Here is a 25,142-nt window from a genome sequence, read left to right on the forward strand (position 1 = left end):
AATACCTCTAAAATTTGTATCTGATCGTCTTCAAGCAATTTTCGTGCACAAAATGCACATACATCATCAATTAATCGATGTATTCCACGCCACCCATATACGGACGAAGAACTTCTGGAATCTCAATCGAACCATCAGCACGTTGATAGTTTTCCATCACGGCCAATAAAGTACGACCCACTGCGAGACCAGAACCATTTAGGGTATGTACAAACTCAGTCTTCTTCTGATCGGCACGGTAACGTGCTTTCATACGACGCGCTTGGAAATCCCACATATTTGAGCATGAAGAAATTTCACGATAGGTATTTTGACTTGGCACCCAAACTTCTAGATCGTAAGTTTTGGCTGCACCAAAGCCCATATCACCACCACACAAAGTGATTTTACGGTAAGGTAAGCCGAGCGCTTGCAAAATACCTTCCGCATGACCCGTCAACTCTTCCAAGGCTTGCATTGAGTCTTCTGGTTTAACAATTTGCACCATCTCAACTTTATCAAATTGATGTTGGCGAATTAAACCACGCGTATCACGACCATAAGAACCTGCTTCACTACGGAAACATGGGGTATGCGCAGCATATTTTAAGGGTAAGCGATCAGCATCGATAATTTCGTCGCGCACAAAGTTCGTGACTGGTACTTCAGCGGTCGGGATCAAATAATATTCTTTCTCACCCTGTAATTTGAACAAATCTTCTTCAAATTTAGGCAGTTGACCTGTACCACGTAAAGAGTCTGCATTGACTAAATAGGGTACATACGCTTCGGTGTAGCCATTTTTAAGAGTATGTGTATCCAACATAAACTGGGTTAAAGCACGTTGTAAACGCGCTAAAGGTCCTTTTAGAACGCTAAAACGTGAACCTGTGAGTTTGGTTGCTGTTTCAAACTCTAAACCACCCATCCATTCGCCAAGATCGGTATGATCCTTGATCTCGAAGTCAAAGCTACGTGGTGTGCCCCATGTGTAAACTTCAACATTATCACTCTCATCTTTACCTTCAGGTACAGACTCGTGCGGCATATTTGGAATTGAAAGCAGTTTCGCTTCGAGTTCAGCTTGTAATTCAGCTAAAGCCACTTCCGCAGCTTTAATTTCATCACCAATTGCCGCCATACGCGTCATGATTTCGGACGCATCGCCACCCGCTTTTTTAATTTGACCAACTTGTTTCGCGCCCGCATTACGCTCAGCTTGTAAAGCCTCAGTTTTGGACTGTAAATCTTTACGGCGAGCTTCTAATGATGCCCACTCGGCTACATCCAATTGAATGCCGCGTTTTGCCAAGGCTAAATTTACAGCCTCAATATTTGTTCTGATTAATTTCGGGTCGATCATAGCCAGTCTTTGGGAAAGAAAAAAACTGGCTATAGTGTAAGCTGTTCATACCAAAAAATACAGTCAGCAACGCTCAAGCACGACTACATTCAGGCAATAATCCATCAATTACACTGATGCTTCTGAAGATTAATGCTCAGGATATTGTGGCAAACTCGGTAAATATTCTGGACGTACAAATTTTTTCAAGCTGTAGTATGGCAATGTGAGTTCAGTCATGCCTTCTGCATAAGAGGCAAGCTCATACAATGGATACACGAATACCAAACCATTCGCCCCATAATAGAAATTGTCGCTTAGTTGCAACTTCGCTTTTTCAATATTATGTTCTTGTAACCAATTCAAATTATTGTCATACAGTGCATCGAGTACTTGTGCATCTGTCCCTTTCACCAAGATATCTTGCAAGGCTAAACGCTTTTTTTGTTTCAAATCGAAATTCACAAATTCTTGATGATACATCCCGTGTGCCGCCCCTGCGGAATAGCTATAACTCTGCATGGCAAAGGTTGCGAAATTATCATTCTGCCCGACATAGCGAACATAGGTTGAACTTTGATTCAGGCTGGGCTGTGCATCATCATCCAAACGTACTTTTTGATTCGGTTGATCCGAAAATGCAATCGGGTCTGTTTTTTTAATCCGATCCATAAAATACTGGTCAATCCATTTCAAATTAGTTTCAACCGTTTGGATATCGTATTGCGTACAACCTTCTGCTTCACAGGCTTCAGGCTTCGCTAACTTTACAGGAACGACTTTTGCCTGAATTGCAGGAATCACCTGTTCCGCTTTTGCTTCAGTATTGGTGGTTTTCGCTTCTGCGGATTGTTGCGACGCATCTCTCGGCTGACAACCTGCAAATAACACCACTGAACAGAACAGCGGTAAAACCCAATATCGTTGTTTTAATTGGAAAGTATTCATAAATAAACCTTGTATGCAATGTCTTCAAGCAATTCTTTTCACTATACAAAGTCTGACTTTAAGATGAAATTACAAAATGTAGCCCAATCCTATAGACCACACATTAAAATGAATATTTCAATCGGACTCATTTTTCGTTATCCACATAAAAAATGCAGCGCTTAGGCTGCATTTTTATTACTCTTGATTTTAATGAAGATTTTTAGACTTATTGATCAATAATGTCCGTGCCTTTCGGTGGGGTAAAATTAAAGGTTGATGCTGGAATTGACGCATTCACTTTGACATTATTAAATTTTACATACGTGGTTTGACCCAATGAATCTTGTAAAATCATTAAATTTGGAGCCTTATTCACACCAAAACTAATGGTCAAGCTTTGGAAGGCACCGTCATCACTTTTTGGGTAAAGGGTGTAATAGGTTTTGCCTTTATTCGGTTGCGTCACACGATAAGACTGCATAATCTGGCTCGTATTGCCCGATAACAATAACGCAGGCGTATTTGCAACTTGCTCATCTAGGCTTTGACGAACAGCTTGTTGTAAGTCTGGATCATAAATCCACACTGTTTTTCCAGAGGTCACAATCGTCTGTTTTGCAGGAGTAGTCGTTTCCCAATAAAACTTACCAGGACGCGCGACTTTCATAGTGCCTTTAAAGGTCTGATTCATGTGTTGCGCAGTCAAACCTTTTTTCTGTGTTGCTTTTGTAGCGCCAGATGTTTTCGTTGTTTGCTCAAAATTAGCCGATAAACTTTGAATACCACTTAACTGCTTCACTAAGTTTGCAGTTGCTTGTTGCTCCGATGCCGCGACTGGGGCTGCAAAAACAGTAGTACTCATCATCGGGGCTAAAGTTACTGCACCCAATGCCATAGCACATGTGGTTTTACGAAGCATATTCATGTCAATCACCTTTCTAATTTGCTATTTCGCAATCTATTGAAAGGCACATATTAAACCAATTCTAGTTGCTAATAATTGAGAATATAAGAAGATTTGTATATTTATTCAGGTTAAATGTAGTAAACCATCCATCATGATGAAGACTTTATATTTATATTTTATGCAAAAAAGCCCCTGAATTTCAGGGGCTTTTCTGCTTGAGCTACTAAGAGGATAAATGCCTATTTGAGCTACTAAGAAGTTAAATTCCTATTTCCACTGCCAACCGACCGCAGCACCTGCACCAAAGTCACCTTCACTATTGAATGTCACAGCTGCTTTATAGACATACTTGTTATTCTCAGTCACACCACTCATACCGAAGGCATAACCTTGTTCACCTTCCCACATACCCACACCAGTGCTGAACATACTCATACCTGCTTCAGTGGGTTGAGGTAAGGAAGCAATCGCAATACTGGATGCGACCGCAGCATAAGTTTTGTCTTCTAAATTTCTCATGTCTCTATTCAATGCATCTACACGACTGTCTGTATATGCTTTCGCATCATTCAGAGTTTGTTGTCCAACTTGATCAACATAAGCTTTTGCTTCATTTAAAGTAACGGTATCTGCTGCTGCCAGAGTCTCAGCTGTTACACCATTCGTTCCATCTGTACCTTTTAAACTAGCTATCCAAGCAGCTAAATTCTCAGCGGCTGTTTTGTTTGAGTCAGGCGAAAAACTTCCTGTATCAACTGCAGCTTGATAAGCACTAACTCCATTTGTACCTGTTGCACCAGTTTCACCTTTTAAGCTTTCTACCCAAGCAGCAACTCCTTTTTCTGAATCAAAACCATTTTCTATTGCAATTTCATAGGCACTTTTACCATCCGCACCAGTTTCACCTTGTGGTCCTTGCGCTCCAGTTTCACCTTGTGGTCCTTGCGCTCCAGTTTCACCTTGTGGTCCTTGTGGTCCTTGTGGTCCTTGTGGTCCAGTATTGCCTCCACCGTGATGTCCACCACTGCCAGAGCCTCCACCATGTCCACCACTGCCAGAGCCTCCACCATGTCCACCACTGCCAGAGCCTCCACCATGTCCGCCACTGCCAGAGCCTCCACCATGTCCGCCACTGCCAGAGCCTCCACCATCATGTCCGCTACCGCCAGAGCCTCCACCATGTCCGCCACTGCCAGAGCCTCCACCATCGTGTCCGCTACCGCCAGAGCCTCCACCATGTCCGCCACTGCCAGAGCCTCCACCATGTCCGCCACCACCGCTATTTTCCCTATTATCTTTATAATGTCCTAAGCCTAAACCTTGACCATGCTCTTCATGACCCTGTCCATTATGATTCTGATGAGTATCTATTTGGTTTCCCACTATTGATTTATCTTTTCCATATGCAAATGCATTCCCATTAGCCATATTACTTAAACTATGCATAGCACCTGTAATACTTTGCGTGGCTCCATCAAAGATACCAGCCCATACACCATTTGCTGTTGTAATTAAGACACCTAATAAAAGTAATTTTGGTGTAAATTTTTTTGATTTTTGCTGTTCAAAATGATGCTCAAGTATAGATTTTTTCATGTCCATCTTCCTTATGCTTCTTATTTAAACCATTACACTCCTTAAAAAATGTGATGTATATCACTATTTTTAGGTATATTGAGATATAAGATAGATAACAAAATCTGGACGTATTCATCTAAATAATTGGTTTATAAGTTTTTTATTCTTTCAATTTCCAGACAAAGATTTCAAGGCAAAAAAAACCCGCATAAAATGCGGGTTTTTCTGAACAATTAAAACTTATGCAGTTTCAACAGTTACATAGCGACGGCCAAACTGACCTTTCACTTCAAATTTTACTACGCCGTCAGCAGTAGCAAATAAAGTATGGTCACGACCCATACCAACATTTGCACCAGCGTGGAATTCTGTACCACGCTGACGAACGATGATGTTACCAGCAGTCACAGCTTGACCACCGTACATTTTAACACCTAACATCTTAGGATTTGAGTCACGACCGTTCTTAGTCGAGCCACCGGCTTTTTTAGATGCCATGTCTATTTACTCCTCGTGATTAGCCTGAGATACCAGTAATTTTCAACTCGGTAAACCATTGACGGTGACCAGTTTGCTTACGGTAGTGTTTACGACGACGCAACTTAACGATGCGGATTTTGTCGTGACGGCCATGACCAACCACTTCTGCAGTTACTTTAGCGCCAGCTACAACTGGAGCACCGATTTGAATGCTTTCGCCGTTTACAACCATTAATACGTCATCAAACGTAATAGTCGCGCCAGTTTCAGCTTTCAATAATTCAACTTTAAGGGTTTCACCCTCAACTACACGGTGCTGTTTACCACCGCTTTGGATTACTGCGTACATAATGTACTCCAAACATGCCCGTGTCGTCGTGCCGATAAAGGGATATATCGATCTTAAGACGATCGCCACTGGGGTTATACAAGGGGACAGATTTTAAGTGATTATTGAGCAAACAACAAGCCACCTTCACAAAAAAACCTAAACTCGCGCCGAAGTTAGCTTAAACCCTCTACGTCCTAAATTAAAATAGAATGAAACACATACGACTGTGTAATAAACAATAGATTTTTAAAATCAATTCGCTACTATAGTCAGCAGATACATTTTTGATGTCATCCAATACTTCGTGTGCGTATTTATTGCAATCCGCAAGCTTCAATTTGCAAGCCAGAAGCAACTGATTTAACACGTCTGTCTTTGCTTCTGCTTTTCGATTGCACTATATATAGCTATGTCACAGATGAAAGCATCACTTAACCAATAGAGGTTTCTATTCCTATGGCCATCGACTTTAAGCAAGATATTCTCGCCCCTGTAGCTCAAGACTTTGCTGAGATGGACACATTTATTAATGAAGGAATCACCTCTAAAGTGGCACTGGTGATGGCGGTCAGCAAACATGTGGTTGAAGCAGGCGGCAAACGCATGCGTCCGATTATGTGTTTACTGGCAGCAAAAGCCTGTGGTGCAGAAGACTTGGCGCAGCAGCGGAAATTGGCAGCCATTATTGAAATGCTGCATACCGCAACACTGGTCCATGATGATGTTGTAGATGAATCGGGGTTACGTCGTGGTCGTCCTACCGCCAATGCTACATGGAACAATCAAACTGCTGTTTTAGTGGGTGACTTCCTCATTTCACGTTCTTTTGATTTATTGGTCGATCTGAATAATATGACCTTATTAAAAGACTTTTCGACAGGTACCTGTGAAATTGCGGAAGGTGAAGTGTTACAACTGCAAGCACAACATCAACCTGATACCACCGAACAAACCTATTTAGATATTATTCATGGCAAAACTTCGCGTTTATTTGAGTTGGCCACTGAAGGCGCTGCAATCTTGACAGATACATCTGAGTATCGTGAGCCCTTAAGAAAGTTTGCAGGGCATTTTGGTAATGCCTTTCAAATTATCGATGATATTTTGGATTACACGTCTGACGCTGAAACACTGGGTAAAAACATTGGTGACGATTTAATGGAAGGTAAGCCAACCTTGCCGCTTATTTCTGCATTACAACACACCACTGGCGAGCAACATCAGATTATTCGTAAGAGTATTGCGACGGGTGGCACTGCTCAACTGGAACAAGTGATTGAAATTGTACAACAGTCTGGTGCTTTAGATTATTGCCGCAAACGTGCGACTGAAGAAACTGAGGCAGCCCTAGCCGCATTGATGGCATTACCTGATACCATCTACCGTCAAGCCTTAGCCAATTTGGCTCAATTGGCTTTACACCGAATTCAATAAAGTAGAATTGCCTATTTGCTTATGCATATACAATTAAATGATGTGTTGCGAAACATGCAAGAACAGCTTGAGCGTGCTCAGGCTGTTGATCATCACTTGCTGATTGAGCTGGTTAACTTAATTCGACCCAGTGATAGTCGAAATCTAGACGAAATAGAACAAAAATTTCAGCTGTTTATTCAAACGTTGCTCATTACTCCCAATGCAGCCATTACGCTACAAAGTTATCTTCTTCGCCTGATCAATCAGTACAAGCAAACCAGTTTATTTGCCGACACAGGCATTTTATCTCTGGATGGTTTTTGGAATCAGCTCGCGCAACGTGTTGGCGCTCATTTTTTACCTTTAATTTATGATGGGACTCAGCTACAAGAATTGGTGCGTCAGGTTTTCCATCAAGCCAGCGATCATTACTGGCTTGATCAAATCTCCGAGAAAAACTGGCAACAACTGTTTCGACTCTTAAATCAGGGTCATAGCAATCAACAGGAAAAGCTCAAAATTAAAAGTGAGCTAATTAAAGCCATTACCGTAATTTCATATCGAATTAGTGGCATTGGGCTATATCCTGAATTTATTAATGCTCAACCCGAACTCACGGAATATGAATCTCCTTTTTTAGTTCAAAACCGTGAGATTATTGAGTTTATTCAACATTATAAGAAACTACATCAGAATCGGGATGAATTTGCTGTCATTGCCCCACCCGATGCCTCACAAGCCTTGGTGATGATTGACCAATGCCGTGATGTCGTTTCAAAAATTCGGCGCGCTACCAAACGAATTGGAGTCAGCATCAGCCTGACATATTTGCTCTCATTGCTGGAACAGTGTCTGGACCGTGTCGAACTGCTGCTGCAATTGATTGTTGAAGAAGATGATTTTCGTTATCTGGCGATGGGGAGTCTACTCACCGATATCAGTCAGGCGATTTATAATGAGCGTAGTGTTCGAGCATTATTGGCGAATAATAGTGAACTCATCGCCTTACAGGTGACCGAGAATGCCAGTAAAACGGGTGAGCATTACGTAAGTACCGATAAAAAAAGCTTTTGGTCGATGTATCTTTCTGCCGCAGGCGCTGGGGTGATTATTGCCATTATGGCAACCCTGAAGACCTTGGCATCACGGGTAGTCATGGCGCCGATCATGCAAGCATTTGTCTATAGCATGAATTATTCATTCGGTTTCATGCTAATTCATATTGTGCATTGTACTGTCGCGACCAAACAACCCGCGATGACCGCAGCCGCACTAGCTGCCACAGTACAACATCGCAAAGGCTCCAAAACCGCGCAAATTGCCGAATTGGCAGCGCTGATTATTAATATTATCCGCACCCAATTTATTGCCATTCTCGGCAATATTTCCATAGCGATTCCCGTAGCCGCTTTAATCGCTTGGCTATGGCAAATTGGCTTGCATGAGCCTTTAATGAATCATGCCAAGGCGGCAAAAGCACTGCATGACTTAAATCCGTTCACTTCTCTCGCAATTCCACATGCAGCCATTGCTGGCGTTTGTCTGTTTTTATCTGGCCTAATTGCAGGCTATTTCGACAATATGGCGGTCTATCGAAAAGTAGGTCCAAGACTGAAAGCGCATATGCACTTAAAGCTGGTTTTGGGTCAGGAACGCTTAAATGCCTTTGCGGAATATATTGAACGTAATTTAGGTGCACTCGCCGGTAATTTCATTTTTGGCATTATGCTCGGTAGCATGGGAACCATTGGCTTTATTCTTGGTTTACCGCTCGATATTCGCCATATTGCCTTTGCCTCTGCCAATTTTATTCAAGGCTTAATGAATATTAATGACACGCCCGATATTGGCCTGATTATTGTTTCCTTTTTGGGTGTGCTTTTAATTGGCTTAACCAACTTGTTTGTAAGCTTTACCCTGACCATTATTGTTGCATTACGAGCACGTCGAGTACGTTTTGAACAATGGAAGCCGTTAGCAAAACTGGTCATGACCCACTTTTTAACCCGTCCAAGTGACTTTTTCTGGCCACCAAAAACGCCATTAGTTGTTGAAGAAACTACAAATACTCACAAAACTTTAAGTAAATGATTTGTTATATTTCCACTTTACAATAGAGAAATTTAACCGAGTTCACACAGGCTTGAAAAAAAGTGTACTGGCTAGTACACTTTGATCCAGAAGTTAACTGGGGGAGGTCCGGTTAAACGAACAAGAGGTTAATGCATGCCATACATGCTGTTAATTATTGGTTGTTTTTTGTTATTTTTCAGTGTCTTGATTTTGAACACTCCCGCATTACTTGCCTACGATTTTGCTATTGTCGAATGGGCGAGTACTCACCGCACTGAAGAGCTCAATCAGATCACAACCCTACTTTCAGCAGTCGGCGGCATGCCTTTCGTGCTTTTTTTGACCGTCTTATGGTGTTTAGCCTTAAGTTGGTATAAAAAATATATTGATATATTTTTGATCTGTTTAGGATTATTGGGAAGCGGGGCAATTGCTTGGCTACTAAAATACTGGATTGCAAGACCACGCCCACCTGAAATGCTGCATTTGGTTCAGAGTTATGGGGCATCTTTTCCCAGTGCGCACAGCGTCTACGCTGCAGCATTAAGTTGTCTGGTGATTTATCTGTATCGCAACCATTCCAAGTCCTCATATATTTGTAGTTTTGCAATTGTATGGTTCATTTTAATGGGGTGCTCAAGAGTGTACTTGGGCGTGCATTTCCCTTCGGATGTCCTAGCAGGTTGGAGCATCAGTTTTATTTGGATTACCCTGCTTTATATCGTGTTTAAACAGCGTATGAAGCAAACAATAAATTAATTTTTAGATAATAATCTATCCGAGGTGGAACAATGATGTCTGCAAAGCTTTGGGCACCTGCCCTCACCGCTTGCGCATTGGCAACAAGTATTGCACTTGTTGGTTGTAGCAAAGATCCAAAGGATGCGCAGCAGGCTGCTGCATCTCAACAAATGCCACCGACTGAAGTGGGTGTAATTGTTGCTCAACCACAAAGCGTCGAACAATCTGTAGAGCTCTCTGGCAGAACCACAGCATTTGAAGTATCTGAAGTTCGCCCGCAAACCAGCGGCATTATTCTAAAACGCTTATTTGCTGAAGGCAGTTATGTGCGTGAAGGTCAGGCCCTTTACGAGCTAGACTCACGTACTAACCGCGCAACACTGGATAATGCGAAAGCATCCCTGTTGCAACAAGAAGCAAACCTAAGCTCATTAAGAACCAAGCTGAACCGTTATCAGCAACTGGTTTCGAGCAATGCCGTTGCCAAACAAGACTATGACGATTTAGTAGGTCAGGTCAAAGTGGCTGAAGCACAAGTCGCTGCTGCTCGCGCACAGGTGAAAAATGCTGAAGTTGACCTAGGTTATTCAACTATTCGTTCACCAATTTCAGGTCAAACCAACCGTTCAACCGTCACTGCGGGTGCATTGGTAACTGCGAATCAAACGGATCCCTTGGTGACGATTCAACGTTTAGACCCAATTTATGTGGATATCAACCAGTCTAGCGCTGAGCTTTTGCGTTTACGTCAACAATTAAGCAAAGGCAGTTTAGACAGCAGCAATAACACGCGTGTCAAACTGAAACTGGAAGATGGTAGCTACTACCCTATCGAAGGTCGTTTAGCGTTCTCTGATGCCAGTGTGAATACAGATACAGGTACAGTGACAATTCGTGCCGTGTTCCCGAACCCAAATCACTTGTTGCTTCCTGGTATGTTTGCCAATGCGCAAATCGTACAAGGTGTCATTCCAAACGCGATTCTTGTTCCACAAGCGGCAGTTACGCGTACACCTACAGGTCAAGCAGTGGCTATGATTGTAGATGCCAAAGGTGCAATTGAATCACGTCCGATCACTACAGTGGGTGTTCAAGGTCAGGACTGGATTGTGACTGAAGGCATTAAAACGGGTGAGAAAATTGTGGTCGAGGGCGTTGCCAAAGTGAAAGCAGGTCAAACTGTGACAGCGAAACCATATCAACCTCAGGCTGAAGCACCAGCTGCTTCTGCACCAGCGACTGCTGAAAAACCTCAAGCGAAACAGGCTGAATCAAACACTGAACAAAAAGCTACTTCACACGCATAAGGGGTAGACTGAATGGCTAAATTTTTTATTCATCGCCCCATTTTTGCGTGGGTGATTGCACTGGTCATTATGCTGGCGGGGATTATCACGCTAACAGGAATGCCAATTGCACAGTATCCAACCATTGCACCACCGAAAATTTCAATTTCTGCAAACTATCCTGGTGCTTCTGCTGAAACCATTGAAAACTCGGTGACTCAGGTCATTGAGCAGCAATTAAATGGTCTAGATGGTTTGCGTTATATCAGTTCGCAAAGTTTGTCGAACGGTAGTATTGCAATTGATGTGAACTTTAACCAAGGCGTCGATGCGGATATTGCGCAGGTACAAGTTCAGAACAAACTGCAAACAGCGACAGCATCATTACCTGAAATTGTACAGCGTCAAGGGATCACGGTAAAAAAATCTGGGGCAAGCTTCTTACAGGTTGTTTCATTTTACTCTCCTGATGGCAAACTTTCAGGTGCTGACATTAAAGACTACGTGAATGCCAACATTAAGGATCCGCTAAGCCGTGTTCCTGGTGTCGGTGAAGTTCAGGTGTTTGGTGGTCAGTACTCAATGCGTATCTGGTTAGATCCAGCCAAACTGAATACTTATCAGTTGACTCCTTCTGATGTTTCTTCTGCAATTTCAGCACAAAATGCTCAGGTTGCAGTGGGTCAATTGGGTGGTGCACCTGCAGTCAAAGGTCAAATGATCAATGCGACCATTAACTCGCAAACCATGCTGCAAACCCCTGAACAGTTCCGTAATATTTTCCTGAAAAATACCTCTTCAGGTGCGCAAGTTCGTTTGGGCGATGTGGCACGTGTAGAATTGGGTTCAGAAACGTATCAGTTTGATTCTAAATACAATGGTAAAGAAGCAGGTGGTATTGCGATTCGCTTATCCACTGGTGCAAACGCATTGGATACTGCTGAAGCGGTAGAAGCAGCTTTAGCAAAATTACGTCCAAGCTATCCAGCGGGTCTGAAAGATGAAATTGCCTATGACACCACGCCATTCGTTAAGTTATCGATTGAAAACGTTCTTCATACCTTAATTGAAGCTGTGGCACTGGTTTTCATCGTCATGTTCTTGTTCCTACAAAACTGGCGTGCAACGATTATTCCAACACTTGCAGTTCCTGTGGTTGTACTCGGGACATTTGCAGTCATCAACATCTTTGGCTTTACCATCAATACCTTAACCATGTTTGCTATGGTCTTGGCAATTGGTCTTTTGGTCGATGATGCGATTGTCGTGGTGGAAAACGTCGAACGGATTATGCAGGAAGAACATCTTGATCCTGTCACCGCGACCGAAAACTCAATGCAACAGATTTCTGGTGCATTAATCGGGATTACCAGCGTATTGAGTGCGGTATTTATTCCAATGGCGTTCTTCTCGGGCACCACAGGGGTAATTTATCGTCAGTTCTCCATTACGCTCGTGACTGCAATGATCATTTCATTAATCGTTGCCCTGACGTTCACCCCTGCACTCTGTGCAACCATCTTAAAACAGCATGATCCGAACAAGCCTGTCAGCAATAATCCTGTTGCGCGCTTTTTCCGCTGGTTTAACCGTAGCTTTGAACGTATTTCGCAGAGCTATCAAAATGGTGTCAACCGTATGACGCATCATAAAGTGTTCTCTGGAATATTTTATGCGGTCATCATTGGTATCTTTGTATTGTTGCTGCGTAGTTTACCATCTGCATTCTTACCTGATGAAGATCAGGGTATTGTTATGACACTGGTACAATTACCACCGAATGCATCGCTTGAGCGTACCTCAACCACGATGGATACTGTGAATGACTACTTCTTGAAACAAGAAGATAAAAGCGTTCAATCGGTATTTACCGTGGCGGGCTTCTCATTTACAGGTCAAGGTCAGAACCAAGGTATTGCCTTTGTTCGATTGAAAGACTGGGATGAGCGTACCAGTGCGGATACTCAGATTGGTGCGCTGATTGGTCGTGCAATGCGTTTGAATGGCATGGTTCAAGATGCGTCTATGATCTATCCATTACAATTGCCATCAATGCCTGAATTGGGTGTCAGCCAAGGCTTCAACTTCATGTTGAAAGACGTGAATGGTCAAGGTCATGAAAAGCTCCTTGCTGCGCGAAATGCGATTCTCGGCATGGCAGCACAAGACAAGCGCCTAACCGCCGTTCGTCCAAATGGTATGGAAGATACACCGCAGTATCAAATCGACATTGACCAAGCGCAAGCAGGTGCAATGGGCGTAAGCTTATCTGACATCAACAACACCATGAGTATTGCTTGGGGTAGTAGCTACGTAAATGACTTTATTGACCGTGGTCGTGTTAAAAAAGTGTATTTACAAGCGGAAGCGAACAGCCGCATGATGCCTGATGACTTGAACAAGTGGTACGTGCGTAATAATGCAGGTACGATGGTTCCATTCTCTGCATTTGCAACAGGCAAATGGACCTATGGTTCACCACGTCTTGAGCGCTACAACGGCGTATCTGCCATGAACATTCAGGGCTCTGCTGCAACTGGTGTGAGTTCGGGTGAAGCAATGCAGGCGATGCAAGAGATCATGCAAAAACTTCCATCGATGGGCTTGCAAGGCTTTGACTATGAATGGACAGGTTTATCGCTTGAAGAACAAGACTCTGGTTCTCAAGGTCCTGCGCTCTATGCATTATCTTTACTGATTGTGTTCTTCTGTTTGGCGGCATTGTACGAGAGCTGGTCTATTCCATTCTCTGTAATGCTGGTGGTTCCACTGGGTCTGGTGGGTGCTGTGGGATTAACTTTCTTCGGTTTCCATGTCTTACACAACCCGAATCTTGCCAACAACATTTACTTCCAAGTCGCCATGATTGCCGTGATTGGTCTGTCTGCGAAAAACGCGATTCTGATTGTAGAATTTGCTAAAGAGCTTCAAGAAAAAGGTCAAGACCTGTTTGAAGCTACCATGCATGCAGCCAAATTACGTTTACGTCCAATCATTATGACGACCCTAGCCTTCGGTTTCGGTGTACTTCCACTTGCAGTCTCTACAGGTGCGGGTGCAGGTAGCCAGCACTCTGTCGGTTACGGTGTACTTGGTGGTGTACTAAGTTCTACACTGTTGGGTATTTTCTTCATTCCAGTGTTCTTCGTTTGGATTCGTAGTATCTTCAAATACAAACCGAAAACACAAAACAATCAGGAGCAAACATCGTGATGCAAAAAGTATGGTCTATTTCAGGTCGTAGCATTGCGGTATCGGCACTTGCGCTTGCTTTGACCGCGTGTCAAAGCATGCGTGGTCCAGAACCCGTCGCTCAAGCGAATATTCCACAAGGTTACACAGCGAGTGCTTCTGGTACATCGGTAGCTGAACAAGGGTATAAAGACTTTTTTGCTGATCCGCGTCTGGTACAAGTGATTGAAATGGCATTAGCCAACAACCGTGACTTACGTACTGCGACTTTGAATATTCAACGTGCACAGCAAACCTATCAAATCACAGAAAACAACCAACTGCCGACCATTGGTGCGAGTGGTAGTATTCTGCGCCAAGATACCCTGAGCACGAAGCCAAGCACAACTTATAATGTGGGTTTAGGTGTGACTGCTTATGAGTTGGACTTTTGGGGACGTGTACGTAGCTTAAAAGACAATGCCTTGGACAGCTATTTAGCCACCCAAAGCTCACGCGATGCGACGCAAATTTCTTTGATTGGTCAAGTTGCACAAGCATGGCTCAGCTACTCGTTTGCCAATGCCAATTTAAAACTGGCAGATCAAACCTTAAAAGCTCAGCTTGAATCTTACAATCTGAACAAAAAGCGTTTTGATGTCGGAATCGATAGTGAAGTGCCTGTGCGCCAAGCACAAATTTCGGTAGAAACAGCACGTAACGACGTTGCCAACTACAAAACCCAAGTGGCTCAGGCACAAAACTTACTGAACTTGTTGGTGGGTCAAGCTGTTCCTGAAAACTTGCTGGCGAAGCAACCAGTGACTCAAGTTACTCAAAGTGCTGCAATTGGTGCTGGCTTACCAAGTGATTTGCTGAACAACCGTCCTGACGTACGTACTGCAGAATATCAATTGTCTGCTGCGGGTGCCAATATTGGTGCAGCAAAAGCACAGCTTTACCCAACCATCAGCTTGACGGGTACTGCGGGCTATGCCTCTACCGATTTAAGCGACTTGTTTAAATCTGGTGCTTTCGTTTGGTCACTTGGTCCAAGTCTGGATATTCCAATTTTTGACTGGGGCACACGTAAAGCCAATGTCAAAATTTCTGAAATTGACCAGAAAATTGCCTTGTCGAATTACGAACAAACCATTCAAACTGCTTTCCGTGAAGTCAATGATGCCTTGGCAACTCGTGAAAACATTGGTGACCGTTTAGCAGCGCAAAAACGTTTGGTTGAAGCAACCAATACCACCTACAAACTTTCAAATGCCCGCTTCCGCGCAGGGATTGACAATTACTTAACCGTATTGGACTCTCAACGTAGCGCTTATGCGGCTGAACAAAGTTTGTTGTTATTAAAGCAAGCTGACCTGAACAACCAAGTTGAACTGTATAAAACATTGGGTGGCGGTGTAAAAGCCAATACCAGTGACAGCATTCAGCAACAGCCTTCGACCGCAGAAATGAAAGCGGCAAAATAAAGGTTGAACAATAGCAAAGCTCACTTCGGTGGGCTTTTTTATTGCATTTTGATACATTATTTCATATCTTCAAGTTTCTATTTAAATTCAACCGATTGGTTTTATTCTTTCTATGTTATTAAGTAATCTTGAAACTGTTCCTGGTCATCACATTCGTCAGCAACTGGATGTTGTCTATGGCAGCACGGTACGCAGTAAACATGTGGGACGAGACTTACTGGCAGGACTCAAAAATATTGTCGGGGGTGAACTGACAGCCTATACCGAATTATTAGAAGAATCACGTCAAGAAGCCATGAATCGCATGATTGAAAAAGCCCGCGCCATGGGTGCAAATGCCGTGGTAGGTATTCGTTTCTCGACCTCGAATATTGCTCAAGGTGCTTCAGAGCTGTTTGTTTATGGCACTGCGGTAATTGTAGAACCGATGCAACGCATTCCTGACCCTTTTAGCGCTTAAGGCCACAGCATGGATGGTTTAATTTTCCAAATCATTGTCTTTGCAGTGTTGTTTGCAGTCGGTTGGGGCTTTGGTCGACACAATGAACGGCAGCATTTATTGCAATTGGCACAGCAAGAACAACGCTTGGCTTATATCCGCTTGGACATCAGCCGCTTTAAGCAAAATACCGCACAGGGCTATATGGTCAGCAGCAATGTGGTGATTTCGCATGACTACTTCAAATACATCATCGCCAATCTACAAAACCTGCTTGGCGGCAGACTGACCAGTTATGAAACTGTGGTCGATCGCGCGCGTCGAGAAGCGATTGTCCGCTTAAAACTGGAAGCAGAGAAAATGGGCGCCACCCAAATTCAAGGCTTACGCTTAAGCACCACAGAAATGGGTATGCAAGGTGGCATGGTTGAAGTCTTTGCTTATGGCACCGCTATTTTAAAAACAGATACACACAACTAGAACACGTAAAAAAGCGGGCTAAATCTACTCTAGCCCGCTTTTTAAAAGCCATCATTTACATCTTATTTAACTTTGGCTTTACGAATCATGCGGTACAGCGCACTTGGTGACAAACGTGAAACCAAGACCCCTAATTTTTCTTTACGCCCACCAATCACAATATATTCATCGCCCTGCATTAAGGCTTTGACGGTATCTTGTGCAAATTCATCGGCTTCTAGACCATTGGCGGTCACTTCATTGTCAAAACCTTGTGCCTGCCCTGCACCATTTAGGGCATTAATTGAAACATTGGTTTTGACAAAACCTGGGAATACCACTGAAACATCGACCCCTTCATCTGCCACTTCTGCTCTTAGACTGTTTGCCCACATGTGAATGGCACCCTTTGCCGCAGAATAGGAAGCACGATATTGCGTACCCAATAAGCCCGCAATACTGGATACAAACACCACTCGTCCTGACTTTTGATTTAACAGCGTTGGAAGAACAGTTTTGGTCAAAAATACCTGCGAGAAGTAATCCACTTCCATAATGGTACGTTCAGTTTGCATGGTGGTTTCAGCAATCAGCGCACGCTGGCTTAATCCAGCATTGTTAATTAACCAGTCGATGCGACCTTTGGCAGCCAAGACTTGTTCATAGGCATGTAAGACCTGAGCTTCATTGGTAATATCGGCACAAATTGAAAGGTGTAAATCTGGATTCAACAATCCAACACGCACCGTTTCTAGTTCTTCATAGCGACGTGCCATCAACACCACTTGCGCGCCTTGCAAGGCACATTCCTGTGCCAAGGCTTTACCTAAACCTGAAGATGCCCCTGTAATCCATACCACTTTATTTTCTAAACTGTCTAGCTTTGCCATGATCCACTATCCTGATGCTATTGCGGCGTATGCGCTAATTGTTGGTTGAATTTCCTAAAAAAACAAGAAAATGATTGAAATAATGACTCATGGTTTTGGCATCGTATTGCGTGCCCAATTTATCAAAACGCTTATAACCCATTTGCGTGGTGACATTAATCACGCCATTTAAAGTCTTATCGACCACTACATTAAATTTCAGCATCTGTTTCGGAATACGAATTAGATGGGTCACGCCCTGATCGACAATTTGAGTAAAGGCATGTAAGGCAGGAACCACCGCTGTATTATCGCCCTGCTGCATCTGTTCGGCAAAACCCAGTAATTCTTTGACATTTTTCGGGTCGACCGCGTAGGACAAATAATAGTCCCCGTCTTTTTGATACATCAGCTCATGTAAATAATTCACCATTGGCACAAGGCGTTCATTGCCAAAAAATGACACCGACCATGGCATATATTTACGCGTGGTGTCCATAATGTGATGAATAACCTTGGCAGATTCGTTGTCGCCCGAAAGTGAAATACGGGTAATTTCACCAAAAACCTGATCAATCACCTCATAGGAAATGTCTGCCAGTACCTCGCCCAGTGCTTTGGCAACACTCTCGCTTTGCCCTTGATTTAACTGTTGAAAGATGTCCTGAAAACGTTGATGGGTTTCTGATTTCAACTTGAGTGAAATAACATAACTCATTCTATTTTTTCCTTTTTATCAAGTTCTGCGATCTGATGCGCAGTCGTTATACAACCTTCATCATAAAACCTAACACCTGCCATGACAATTGCAGAAACAAAGCATTTGACGAACATCCCTAAGCAGTTATTTTTTTGCTACACTAGGTGCAATTTTTTATTCACTTTTTATCTGTTCTGACTATGACTGATTCTGCGCAAAATATTGCTACGACTTACGATCCGACTGAGATCGAGAAAAAATGGTACAAGACTTGGGAAGACAAAGGCTACTTTAAGCCATCGGGTCAAGGGGATTCATTCTGTATCATGATTCCACCGCCGAACGTCACCGGTAGCTTGCACATGGGTCATGGTTTTAACAATGCCATTATGGATGCCTTGACGCGCTATAACCGTATGTCTGGTAAAAACACCTTATGGCAACCGGGTACGGACCATGCGGGTATTGCAACGCAAATGGTTGTCGAACGTCAGTTGGGTGCACAAAACATCAGCCGTCATGACTTGGGTCGTGAAAAGTTCATCGACAAAATCTGGGAATGGAAAGAACAATCTGGCGGTACGATTACACGTCAAATCCGTCGCTTAGGTTCTTCTGTGGACTGGTCGCGTGAACGCTTTACCATGGATGAAGGTTTATCCAATGCGGTAAAAGAAGTTTTCGTGAAACTCCATGAAGATGGTTTGATTTACCGCGGTAAACGTCTGGTGAACTGGGATCCGAAATTGCAAACTGCACTTTCTGACCTTGAAGTTGAGTCCGATAAAGAAGAAGCAGGTTCATTGTGGCACTTCAAATATTTCTTTGAAGACAAATCACTCCGCACCCACGATGGTAAAGATCACATTGTGGTGGCAACCACGCGTCCTGAAACATTATTGGGTGATACAGCTGTTGCAGTGGCACTGGATGATGAGCGTTATACGCACCTTGTGGGTCAGAACATCATTCTGCCAATTACAGGTCGTGCCGTTCCTATCGTTAAAGATGAATATGTCGACAAAGAATTCGGGACAGGCTGTGTAAAAATCACCCCTGCGCACGACTTCAATGACTATGAAGTGGGCAAACGCTGCGAATTGCCAATCATCAATATCTTCAACAAAAATGCGGAAGTATTGGCTGAGTTTGAATACATCGCGAAAGCGGGTGAACAAATTTCTAAAACCATTCCTGCACCAGCAGACTATATTGGTTTAGAGCGTTTTGCTGCACGTAAGAAATTGGTTGAACAAGCAGAAGCGGAAGGCTGGTTAGACCAAATTCAACCATATACCTTGAAGCCACCACGCGGTGACCGTTCAGGTGTGATTGTTGAGCCATTATTGACGGATCAATGGTATGTGAAAATTGCACCGCTTGCAGAACCTGCGATTGAAGCGGTGCAAGATGGTCGCATCAAATTTGTACCAGAGCAGTACAGCAACATGTACATGGCATGGATGAACAACATTCAAGACTGGTGTATTTCACGTCAGCTTTGGTGGGGTCACCGTATTCCAGCTTGGTACGATGCTGAAGGTAATGTCTTTGTCGGTCGTAACGAAGCGGAAGTGCGTGCTAACAACAACATCCCTGCTGATGTTGCATTGAGCCAAGATGAAGACGTACTGGATACATGGTTCTCTTCTGCGCTGTGGACGTTCTCTACCTTAGATTGGACGGGCGATGCCAAGAAAGATGCGGAAAACTATTTCCTGAATACCTTCCACCCGACTGATGTGTTGGTGACGGGTTTTGACATTATCTTCTTCTGGGTAGCGCGCATGATCATGATGACCATGCACTTCATGAAGAATGAAGATGGTACACCGCAAGTTCCGTTCAAAACTGTGTATGTACACGGTTTAGTACGTGATGGCGAAGGTCAGAAGATGTCTAAATCTAAGGGTAACGTGCTTGACCCATTAGATTTGATTGACGGTGTAGACCTTGAAACCTTGGTACAAAAACGTACTACAGGTTTGATGAACCCGAAACAAGCGGCGAAGATTGAAAAATCGACCCGTAAAGAATTCCCAGAAGGTATTCAAGCATACGGTACAGATGCAGTACGTTTCACGTTCTGTGCGCTTGCCAACACAGGTCGTGACATCAAGTTCGATATGAAGCGTGTTGAAGGTTACCGTAACTTCTGTAACAAGATTTGGAACGCGACCCGTTTTGTATTGATGAATGTTGAAGGTCAAACCGTGGGGCAAACTGCACGTCCTGATCTTTGGGAATTGCCTGAACAATGGATCATCAGCCGTTTACAAAAAGCTGAAGCTGCGGTTCAACAAGCCTTTGCAACTTACCGTTTGGACTTGGCTGCACAAGCGATTTATGACTTCATCTGGAATGAATACTGCGATTGGTATGTCGAGTTGACCAAGCCAGTATTGAACGATGCTGAAGTGTCTGAAGAGCGTAAAGCAGAAGTTCGTCGTGTGTTATTGGCAGTGATGGAAGCATCTTTACGTTTAGCCCACCCAATTATGCCGTACTTGACTGAAGAAATTTGGCAAACCCTTGCGCCAATGCTCGGTATTCAAGGCGAAACCATTATGACTGCGGCATACCCAGTGCCTGCTCAAGAGAAAATCAATGAGCAAGCTGAAGCGGACATGCAGTGGTTACAAGGTTTAATTGGTGCAGTACGTAACATCCGTGGTGAAATGGGCTTAGGTAATGCACGTTTATTACCAGTGTTGCTTCAAAACACCACTGAAGCGGAAAAAGCACAGATCACCCGTATTGAAGCGTTGTTTAAAGCTTTAGCGAAAGTTAAAAGCATTACTTTCTTGGCAGATGCTGAGCAACCACCGTTGTCTTCATCGAGTGTTGTGGGTCACGTGTCTGTATTTGTTCCAATGAAAGGTTTAATTGACCCGAAAGCAGAATTGGGTCGCCTTCAAAAAGACTTAGACAAAGTGCAAAAGCAGCATGACCAAATTGCAACTAAACTTGCAAATGAAGGTTTTGTGGCGAAAGCACCTGCGGCTGTCGTTGAAGGTGAAAAAGCGAAATTGGCTGAGTTTGCTGACCAATTAGCGAAGATTAAAGCGAATATGGATCAGATTGAAGCGCTTTAATTCTTTAAAGACTAAGATTTAATCTGTAATATAAAGGGCTGATTATTCAGCCCTTTATGATTTAATTAAGAAAATATGACTTTTATTACTCAGTTTCATTTTGATGAAAAAAATATCAATATACTACCTAATGAAAACTTTAAAAATACTAATGTTTTTACCGTAGTTATTGGAAAAAATTCAATTGGTAAAAGTAGACTTTTAGGTTCAATTATTAGAGAAAATTTAAGCGAAGACTTTTTTATAAATAAAAAAGTTATCGCGATAACAAATACTTCATATAATAAATTTCCCAAAAATAGAGAAAATTTCATTAATTACACAAAATTACTTCCATTTCCAACAAATGAATCAATTGGTGGTTATGGAGTTAATATTAACTCTTACTATGATAGCATAATAGAAATTTTTTTAAATTATCAAAAATCCAGAGGATTAAAAACAAAATTTAAATCAAATATTTACATGGACGTAAAAAAACTCACACCCAAACTCCTATTAAAAATAAAAGAAAATAGTAGTTTTACTTACAATAAATTAGCTCAAGTTTTAAACTTTTTAAAACTTGATAACTCATTAATAATTAGATTAGTAATACGGAAAAACATATTAGAAAAAATAAAAAACTTAGATGGAGATCATACTGATATTATAAAAAAACTAGAAGAAATAAATTCTTTAGAAATTTCTTTAGAAGAATTAGCATATTTGGATTCAACAATAATTGATTTAATTTTATTAAAGGTTATAGATATTTTTAGAATCTATTTGCACGACAAAAAATCAGATAAAAAGATAGATTATAGAGAGTTAAGTTCTGGTCAGTTAGCAATTCTTTCTATGGGTCTCGCATTAATCTGCGAATTAGAAAATAATGCGCTTATTTGTATCGATGAACCCGAAGTTAACTTACATCCACAATGGCAAGAAGAAATTATTAATCTAATTGAATCAATTTCAAAAAGTTATAAAAATTGCCAATTTTTAATAGCTACTCACTCTCCTCAAGTAGTTTCAAATCTGACATGTGATAATTCATTTATCTTAAACCTAAATACAAATGAATTAAGAAATACTAAGGAAATAATGAATAGATCTGCCGACTTTCAGCTTTCTGAAGTTTTCAGCTCCCCAGGAAATAACAACGAATATTTATTAAGAAAAATACTTATTATTCTAAACAAATTAAATACTGACACCACCTTAAATGAAGATGAGATAAATACAAAGGAATTAGTTAAAAAACTATATTATGAAGAGAAATTTCAAGAAAATTATAAAGTAAAAACCTTGGTTGAAGTTTTATTAGATCTTGAGGTTAAATAATGAAAATATTTTTTATTCCTTCAAAATTTAATGAATACATTGATACTTATGATAAAAAAGATCACACATTCTGGAATAAGGAATGTAAAGAAATTCTAGAGCTTAAAAGTTTAATTCGCGCTCATTATTTAACAGAAACCAATAATATATGTTTCTACTGTAGGCATCAGATCCCGTCTCAACATGGTAGATATTGGGATATAGACCATATTTTACCAAAATCACTCTATACAAAATTTTTATTTGAATCAGAAAATCTCATAGTAAGTTGTGTCGATTGTAATTCTGCAAAAGGAAATAAAAATCCTCATAAATCACGAAACACAAATGTTAAAAATTTGCCAAAAGGTTCTGACAAATATATTTTTATCCATCCTTTCTATGATAATTATGACGATCATATTCAAATTAAAAAAACAGCTAACCCCAATCATCATTTTCTGATCAAGAAAACCGATAAGGGTGCAAAAACTATAGAGTTTTGCAACTTGAGTCGCTTTTTTCAAAGTTATAGTGATTGGGATAATGTGAGTTTCAAAACGATCGAAGTGACAGATGAATTGCTCGATTCAAAGCAAACATTATCTAAGCAAGATATTCAAGCTCTTATAAGTAGCCGCTTAAATGAAGTTCATAAATTATCTGCTTTACTTGCTGAGGCTTAAGAGCATTTGACTTGATTAATCAATATTCCCTCTCCTCATAGGAGAGGGTTAGGGAGAGTTACTTTTCCTCTTAAGACAGATACTCCATAAATCACCTAATACTTTTTCAGTTCTGTTTAAAGCATCATGATTCCAATACCTTACTACTTTTAAATCCAAAGCCTCTAAAAACTTAGTTCGTTCAGCATCATATTCAATCACATCATCTCTACCATGCTGACGACCATCTAGCTCAATGACCAAACCCAACTCATGGCAGTAAAAATCCACAATATAGGGTTTGATCACATGCTGTCTGCGAAATTTAAGATTCATAAATCGTTTAGCACGAAGTAATTGCCACATGAGATGTTCTGCATCAGTAGCATTGCTTCTCATAGTTTTGGCGAATTCTAATAATTGTGGGTCTAGTTTCATTTTTTATTTTCCATTTAGATTACCCTCACCCCAACCCTCTCCCAAAGGGAGAGGGAGCATCCTTTGTGAATTTGATAGTTATTCGATACACAACGTTCCCTCTCCTTCTAGGAGAGGGTTAGGGAGAGGTGCTTTTAAAAAAGCTTACAAAGCCCCATGCTCCAACAATATCTCTACCCCACTCACCTTTTTCATATGCTTTAGACGCTCTTTTTCCCACTTCAACTGCTGCTTTAACTCAGCACAATCGGCGTCTATAGCTTTATACACATCACTAATATGCACATGCTCTGCTTTCACCTTATTCGCCAACTGAAAAGAATCTAAAATCTCACTAATTTGGCTTTCAAGCTGCTGACTTTGCGCATCCAAAGCTAACTTATAAAACTTCACTTGCTCCGCAGATAACTCTTTTGCCCCTACGCCTTTATTCTGTTCAAGCTGTAACTGAAGTTTGAGTAAATAAAACAAATCCTGCTGTTCATGCGCCTGACTGGCTTGTTGGAACAACTCAGTTTTTTCTGCTTTCTTGCTTTCGTCCTGCTCACGGTCGGGGTGAATCATCGCAGCAATTTTTAAATATACGGTTTTCAGCGACTGCGCTGCCATCTGCTCCGCTTGTTCCCTTTTCTGCTGTTGTCTTTGCTGTTTGGCTTGTTCACGTGCCTGTTGCTGCTCGGCAGCGTATTGTTCAAAGTCATCTTCAAACGAGGCACTTTGATCATCACTTACAGGCAAATCAACTTTTAACTGCTGCACCTTTTTAGTTTTCTTGGCGGACTGCTGCGCATGTTGCTGATAAAAACGAATGATTTGTTCGACTTGTTGCTGCTGTTCATTGGAGAGCATTTTGGAATGCTTCAGCATCTGTGCGCGCTGGGCAATGCTTTCATCCAGTTGATGCATATCCGCTTTGGAAAATTCGTGGTTGTGCAAGACTTGCCAAAGCTGATCGAGCTGCTGAAACAGCACCGCATGCAGTTCACTATATACAGGCAGGAGTTTTTGCCGCGTGTGCTGTTGAATTTCGGCTTGGGCATTTTGCCATGTAGTAAGGCTGATTTTTTGCTGTTCAATTTTATCTATCAGGCGATTCAGCTTTTTCTGCTGTGGAGACTTTTCAGCCCTTTTCTGAATGCTGACTTTAAGATCGAAGGACATTGCCGATTCACACGCTAAAACAATGCAGCCACTATAACAAGTTTAACCATCGGACAGTACTCAACTGCGCAGCATCATCCACTGCAAAGCCATAATGGCATCCACAACATATCCCCTGCGCAATGACTGTGCCTTGTCACGCCTAAAGTTTAGATAATTGCACTATCTTATTTTCTAAATCTGTTTGCGACTATTTATATGTCCCATTTTCGACAATCTGGCAGATGTTGTGCTAATTGCTCCCCAAAACTCTCCGTATTAAATAAAGTGTTTTTAAAACATAGACTTAA

At 41.9% G+C, this 25,142-nt stretch carries 21 protein-coding genes; 11 read left to right on the forward strand and 10 right to left on the reverse strand.

Annotated features, from left to right (window positions below; translation table 11 throughout):
* Nucleotides 1–70 precede the first annotated feature (70 nt).
* The 6 genes from serS to rplU all read right to left on the reverse strand — a co-directional run bounded on the left by serS (nt 71) and on the right by rplU (nt 5,565).
* On the reverse strand, nt 71–1,342 hold the full coding sequence (gene serS / locus GWK51_RS03055) for a serine--tRNA ligase (protein WP_161932608.1): 1,272 nt from the start codon (nt 1,340–1,342) through the stop codon (nt 71–73).
* A gap of 129 nt (nt 1,343–1,471) precedes the next feature.
* Nucleotides 1,472–2,269, reverse strand: a complete 798-nt coding sequence (locus tag GWK51_RS03060) for an RsiV family protein (RefSeq protein WP_161932609.1) — start codon at nt 2,267–2,269, stop codon at nt 1,472–1,474.
* Nucleotides 2,270–2,477: 208 nt separating this feature from the next.
* A complete protein-coding gene (gene lolA / locus GWK51_RS03065; protein ID WP_161932610.1) occupies nt 2,478–3,176 on the reverse strand; it encodes an outer membrane lipoprotein chaperone LolA in 699 nt (232 codons plus the stop codon).
* Between the two features lie 249 nt (nt 3,177–3,425).
* Nucleotides 3,426–4,754, reverse strand: coding sequence for a YadA C-terminal domain-containing protein (locus GWK51_RS16725; RefSeq protein WP_268895762.1), 1,329 nt, complete (start codon nt 4,752–4,754; stop codon nt 3,426–3,428).
* A 222-nt stretch (nt 4,755–4,976) separates the two neighbouring features.
* Nucleotides 4,977–5,234, reverse strand: coding sequence for a 50S ribosomal protein L27 (gene rpmA / locus GWK51_RS03075; RefSeq protein ID WP_100242545.1), 258 nt, complete (start codon nt 5,232–5,234; stop codon nt 4,977–4,979).
* Nucleotides 5,235–5,253: 19 nt separating this feature from the next.
* The gene (gene rplU, locus GWK51_RS03080) at nt 5,254–5,565 is read right to left on the reverse strand and encodes a 50S ribosomal protein L21 (RefSeq protein WP_100242544.1); all 312 of its coding nucleotides are present in this window, start codon (nt 5,563–5,565) and stop codon (nt 5,254–5,256) included.
* Between the two features lie 438 nt (nt 5,566–6,003).
* Here rplU and sdsA point away from each other — a divergent pair, with 438 nt between their 5' ends.
* The 8 genes from sdsA (at nt 6,004) to GWK51_RS03120 (ending at nt 16,640) form a co-directional block, all read left to right on the forward strand.
* Nucleotides 6,004–6,981: an All-trans-nonaprenyl-diphosphate synthase gene (sdsA, locus tag GWK51_RS03085; RefSeq protein ID WP_161932611.1), complete on the forward strand. Its 978-nt coding sequence runs from the start codon at nt 6,004–6,006 to the stop codon at nt 6,979–6,981.
* 21 nt (nt 6,982–7,002) lie between these two features.
* Nucleotides 7,003–9,054, forward strand: a complete 2,052-nt coding sequence (locus GWK51_RS03090; RefSeq protein WP_161932612.1) for a site-specific recombinase — start codon at nt 7,003–7,005, stop codon at nt 9,052–9,054.
* Nucleotides 9,055–9,189: 135 nt separating this feature from the next.
* Nucleotides 9,190–9,795, forward strand: coding sequence for a phosphatase PAP2 family protein (locus GWK51_RS03095; protein WP_100242541.1), 606 nt, complete (start codon nt 9,190–9,192; stop codon nt 9,793–9,795).
* A gap of 32 nt (nt 9,796–9,827) precedes the next feature.
* On the forward strand, nt 9,828–11,084 hold the full coding sequence (locus tag GWK51_RS03100) for an efflux RND transporter periplasmic adaptor subunit (protein ID WP_161932613.1): 1,257 nt from the start codon (nt 9,828–9,830) through the stop codon (nt 11,082–11,084).
* Nucleotides 11,085–11,096: 12 nt separating this feature from the next.
* A complete protein-coding gene (locus tag GWK51_RS03105; RefSeq protein ID WP_161932614.1) occupies nt 11,097–14,276 on the forward strand; it encodes an efflux RND transporter permease subunit in 3,180 nt (1,059 codons plus the stop codon).
* Complete coding sequence (gene adeK, locus GWK51_RS03110) at nt 14,276–15,721, forward strand: multidrug efflux RND transporter AdeIJK outer membrane channel subunit AdeK (protein WP_161932794.1); 1,446 nt, start codon at nt 14,276–14,278, stop codon at nt 15,719–15,721. Before GWK51_RS03105 ends, adeK begins: the two co-directional genes overlap by 1 nt.
* A gap of 112 nt (nt 15,722–15,833) precedes the next feature.
* Nucleotides 15,834–16,181: a YbjQ family protein gene (locus GWK51_RS03115; protein ID WP_161932615.1), complete on the forward strand. Its 348-nt coding sequence runs from the start codon at nt 15,834–15,836 to the stop codon at nt 16,179–16,181.
* A gap of 9 nt (nt 16,182–16,190) precedes the next feature.
* Complete coding sequence (locus GWK51_RS03120; RefSeq protein WP_161932616.1) at nt 16,191–16,640, forward strand: YbjQ family protein; 450 nt, start codon at nt 16,191–16,193, stop codon at nt 16,638–16,640.
* A 62-nt stretch (nt 16,641–16,702) separates the two neighbouring features.
* On the opposite strand, the gene GWK51_RS03125 is transcribed toward GWK51_RS03120, so the two are convergent.
* Nucleotides 16,703–17,509 carry an SDR family NAD(P)-dependent oxidoreductase gene (locus GWK51_RS03125; protein WP_100242535.1) on the reverse strand — a complete coding sequence of 269 codons (807 nt, stop codon included), beginning with the start codon at nt 17,507–17,509 and terminating at the stop codon, nt 16,703–16,705.
* Nucleotides 17,510–17,543: 34 nt separating this feature from the next.
* A complete protein-coding gene (locus GWK51_RS03130) occupies nt 17,544–18,206 on the reverse strand; it encodes a hypothetical protein (RefSeq protein ID WP_161932617.1) in 663 nt (220 codons plus the stop codon).
* Between the two features lie 182 nt (nt 18,207–18,388).
* On the opposite strand from GWK51_RS03130, the gene GWK51_RS03135 reads away from it, so the two are divergent.
* From GWK51_RS03135 to GWK51_RS03145, 3 genes are all read left to right on the forward strand, one after another.
* Nucleotides 18,389–21,283 (forward strand): valine--tRNA ligase, encoded by a 2,895-nt coding sequence (locus tag GWK51_RS03135; protein WP_161932618.1) that lies wholly within the window; start codon nt 18,389–18,391, stop codon nt 21,281–21,283.
* A 75-nt stretch (nt 21,284–21,358) separates the two neighbouring features.
* Nucleotides 21,359–22,609: an ATP-binding protein gene (locus GWK51_RS03140; RefSeq protein ID WP_161932619.1), complete on the forward strand. Its 1,251-nt coding sequence runs from the start codon at nt 21,359–21,361 to the stop codon at nt 22,607–22,609.
* Complete coding sequence (locus tag GWK51_RS03145) at nt 22,609–23,274, forward strand: HNH endonuclease (protein ID WP_161932620.1); 666 nt, start codon at nt 22,609–22,611, stop codon at nt 23,272–23,274. The genes GWK51_RS03140 and GWK51_RS03145 overlap by 1 nt, the downstream gene beginning before the upstream one ends.
* Nucleotides 23,275–23,322: 48 nt before the next feature.
* Here GWK51_RS03145 and GWK51_RS03150 read toward each other — a convergent pair whose 3' ends face one another.
* A complete protein-coding gene (locus tag GWK51_RS03150; protein ID WP_161932621.1) occupies nt 23,323–23,691 on the reverse strand; it encodes an endonuclease domain-containing protein in 369 nt (122 codons plus the stop codon).
* Between the two features lie 144 nt (nt 23,692–23,835).
* Nucleotides 23,836–24,852 carry a molecular chaperone DnaJ gene (locus tag GWK51_RS03155; protein WP_161932622.1) on the reverse strand — a complete coding sequence of 339 codons (1,017 nt, stop codon included), beginning with the start codon at nt 24,850–24,852 and terminating at the stop codon, nt 23,836–23,838.
* Nucleotides 24,853–25,142 lie beyond the last annotated feature (290 nt).

This window comes from Acinetobacter kanungonis, from assembly GCF_009939195.1.
Classification (GTDB): domain Bacteria; phylum Pseudomonadota; class Gammaproteobacteria; order Pseudomonadales; family Moraxellaceae; genus Acinetobacter; species Acinetobacter kanungonis.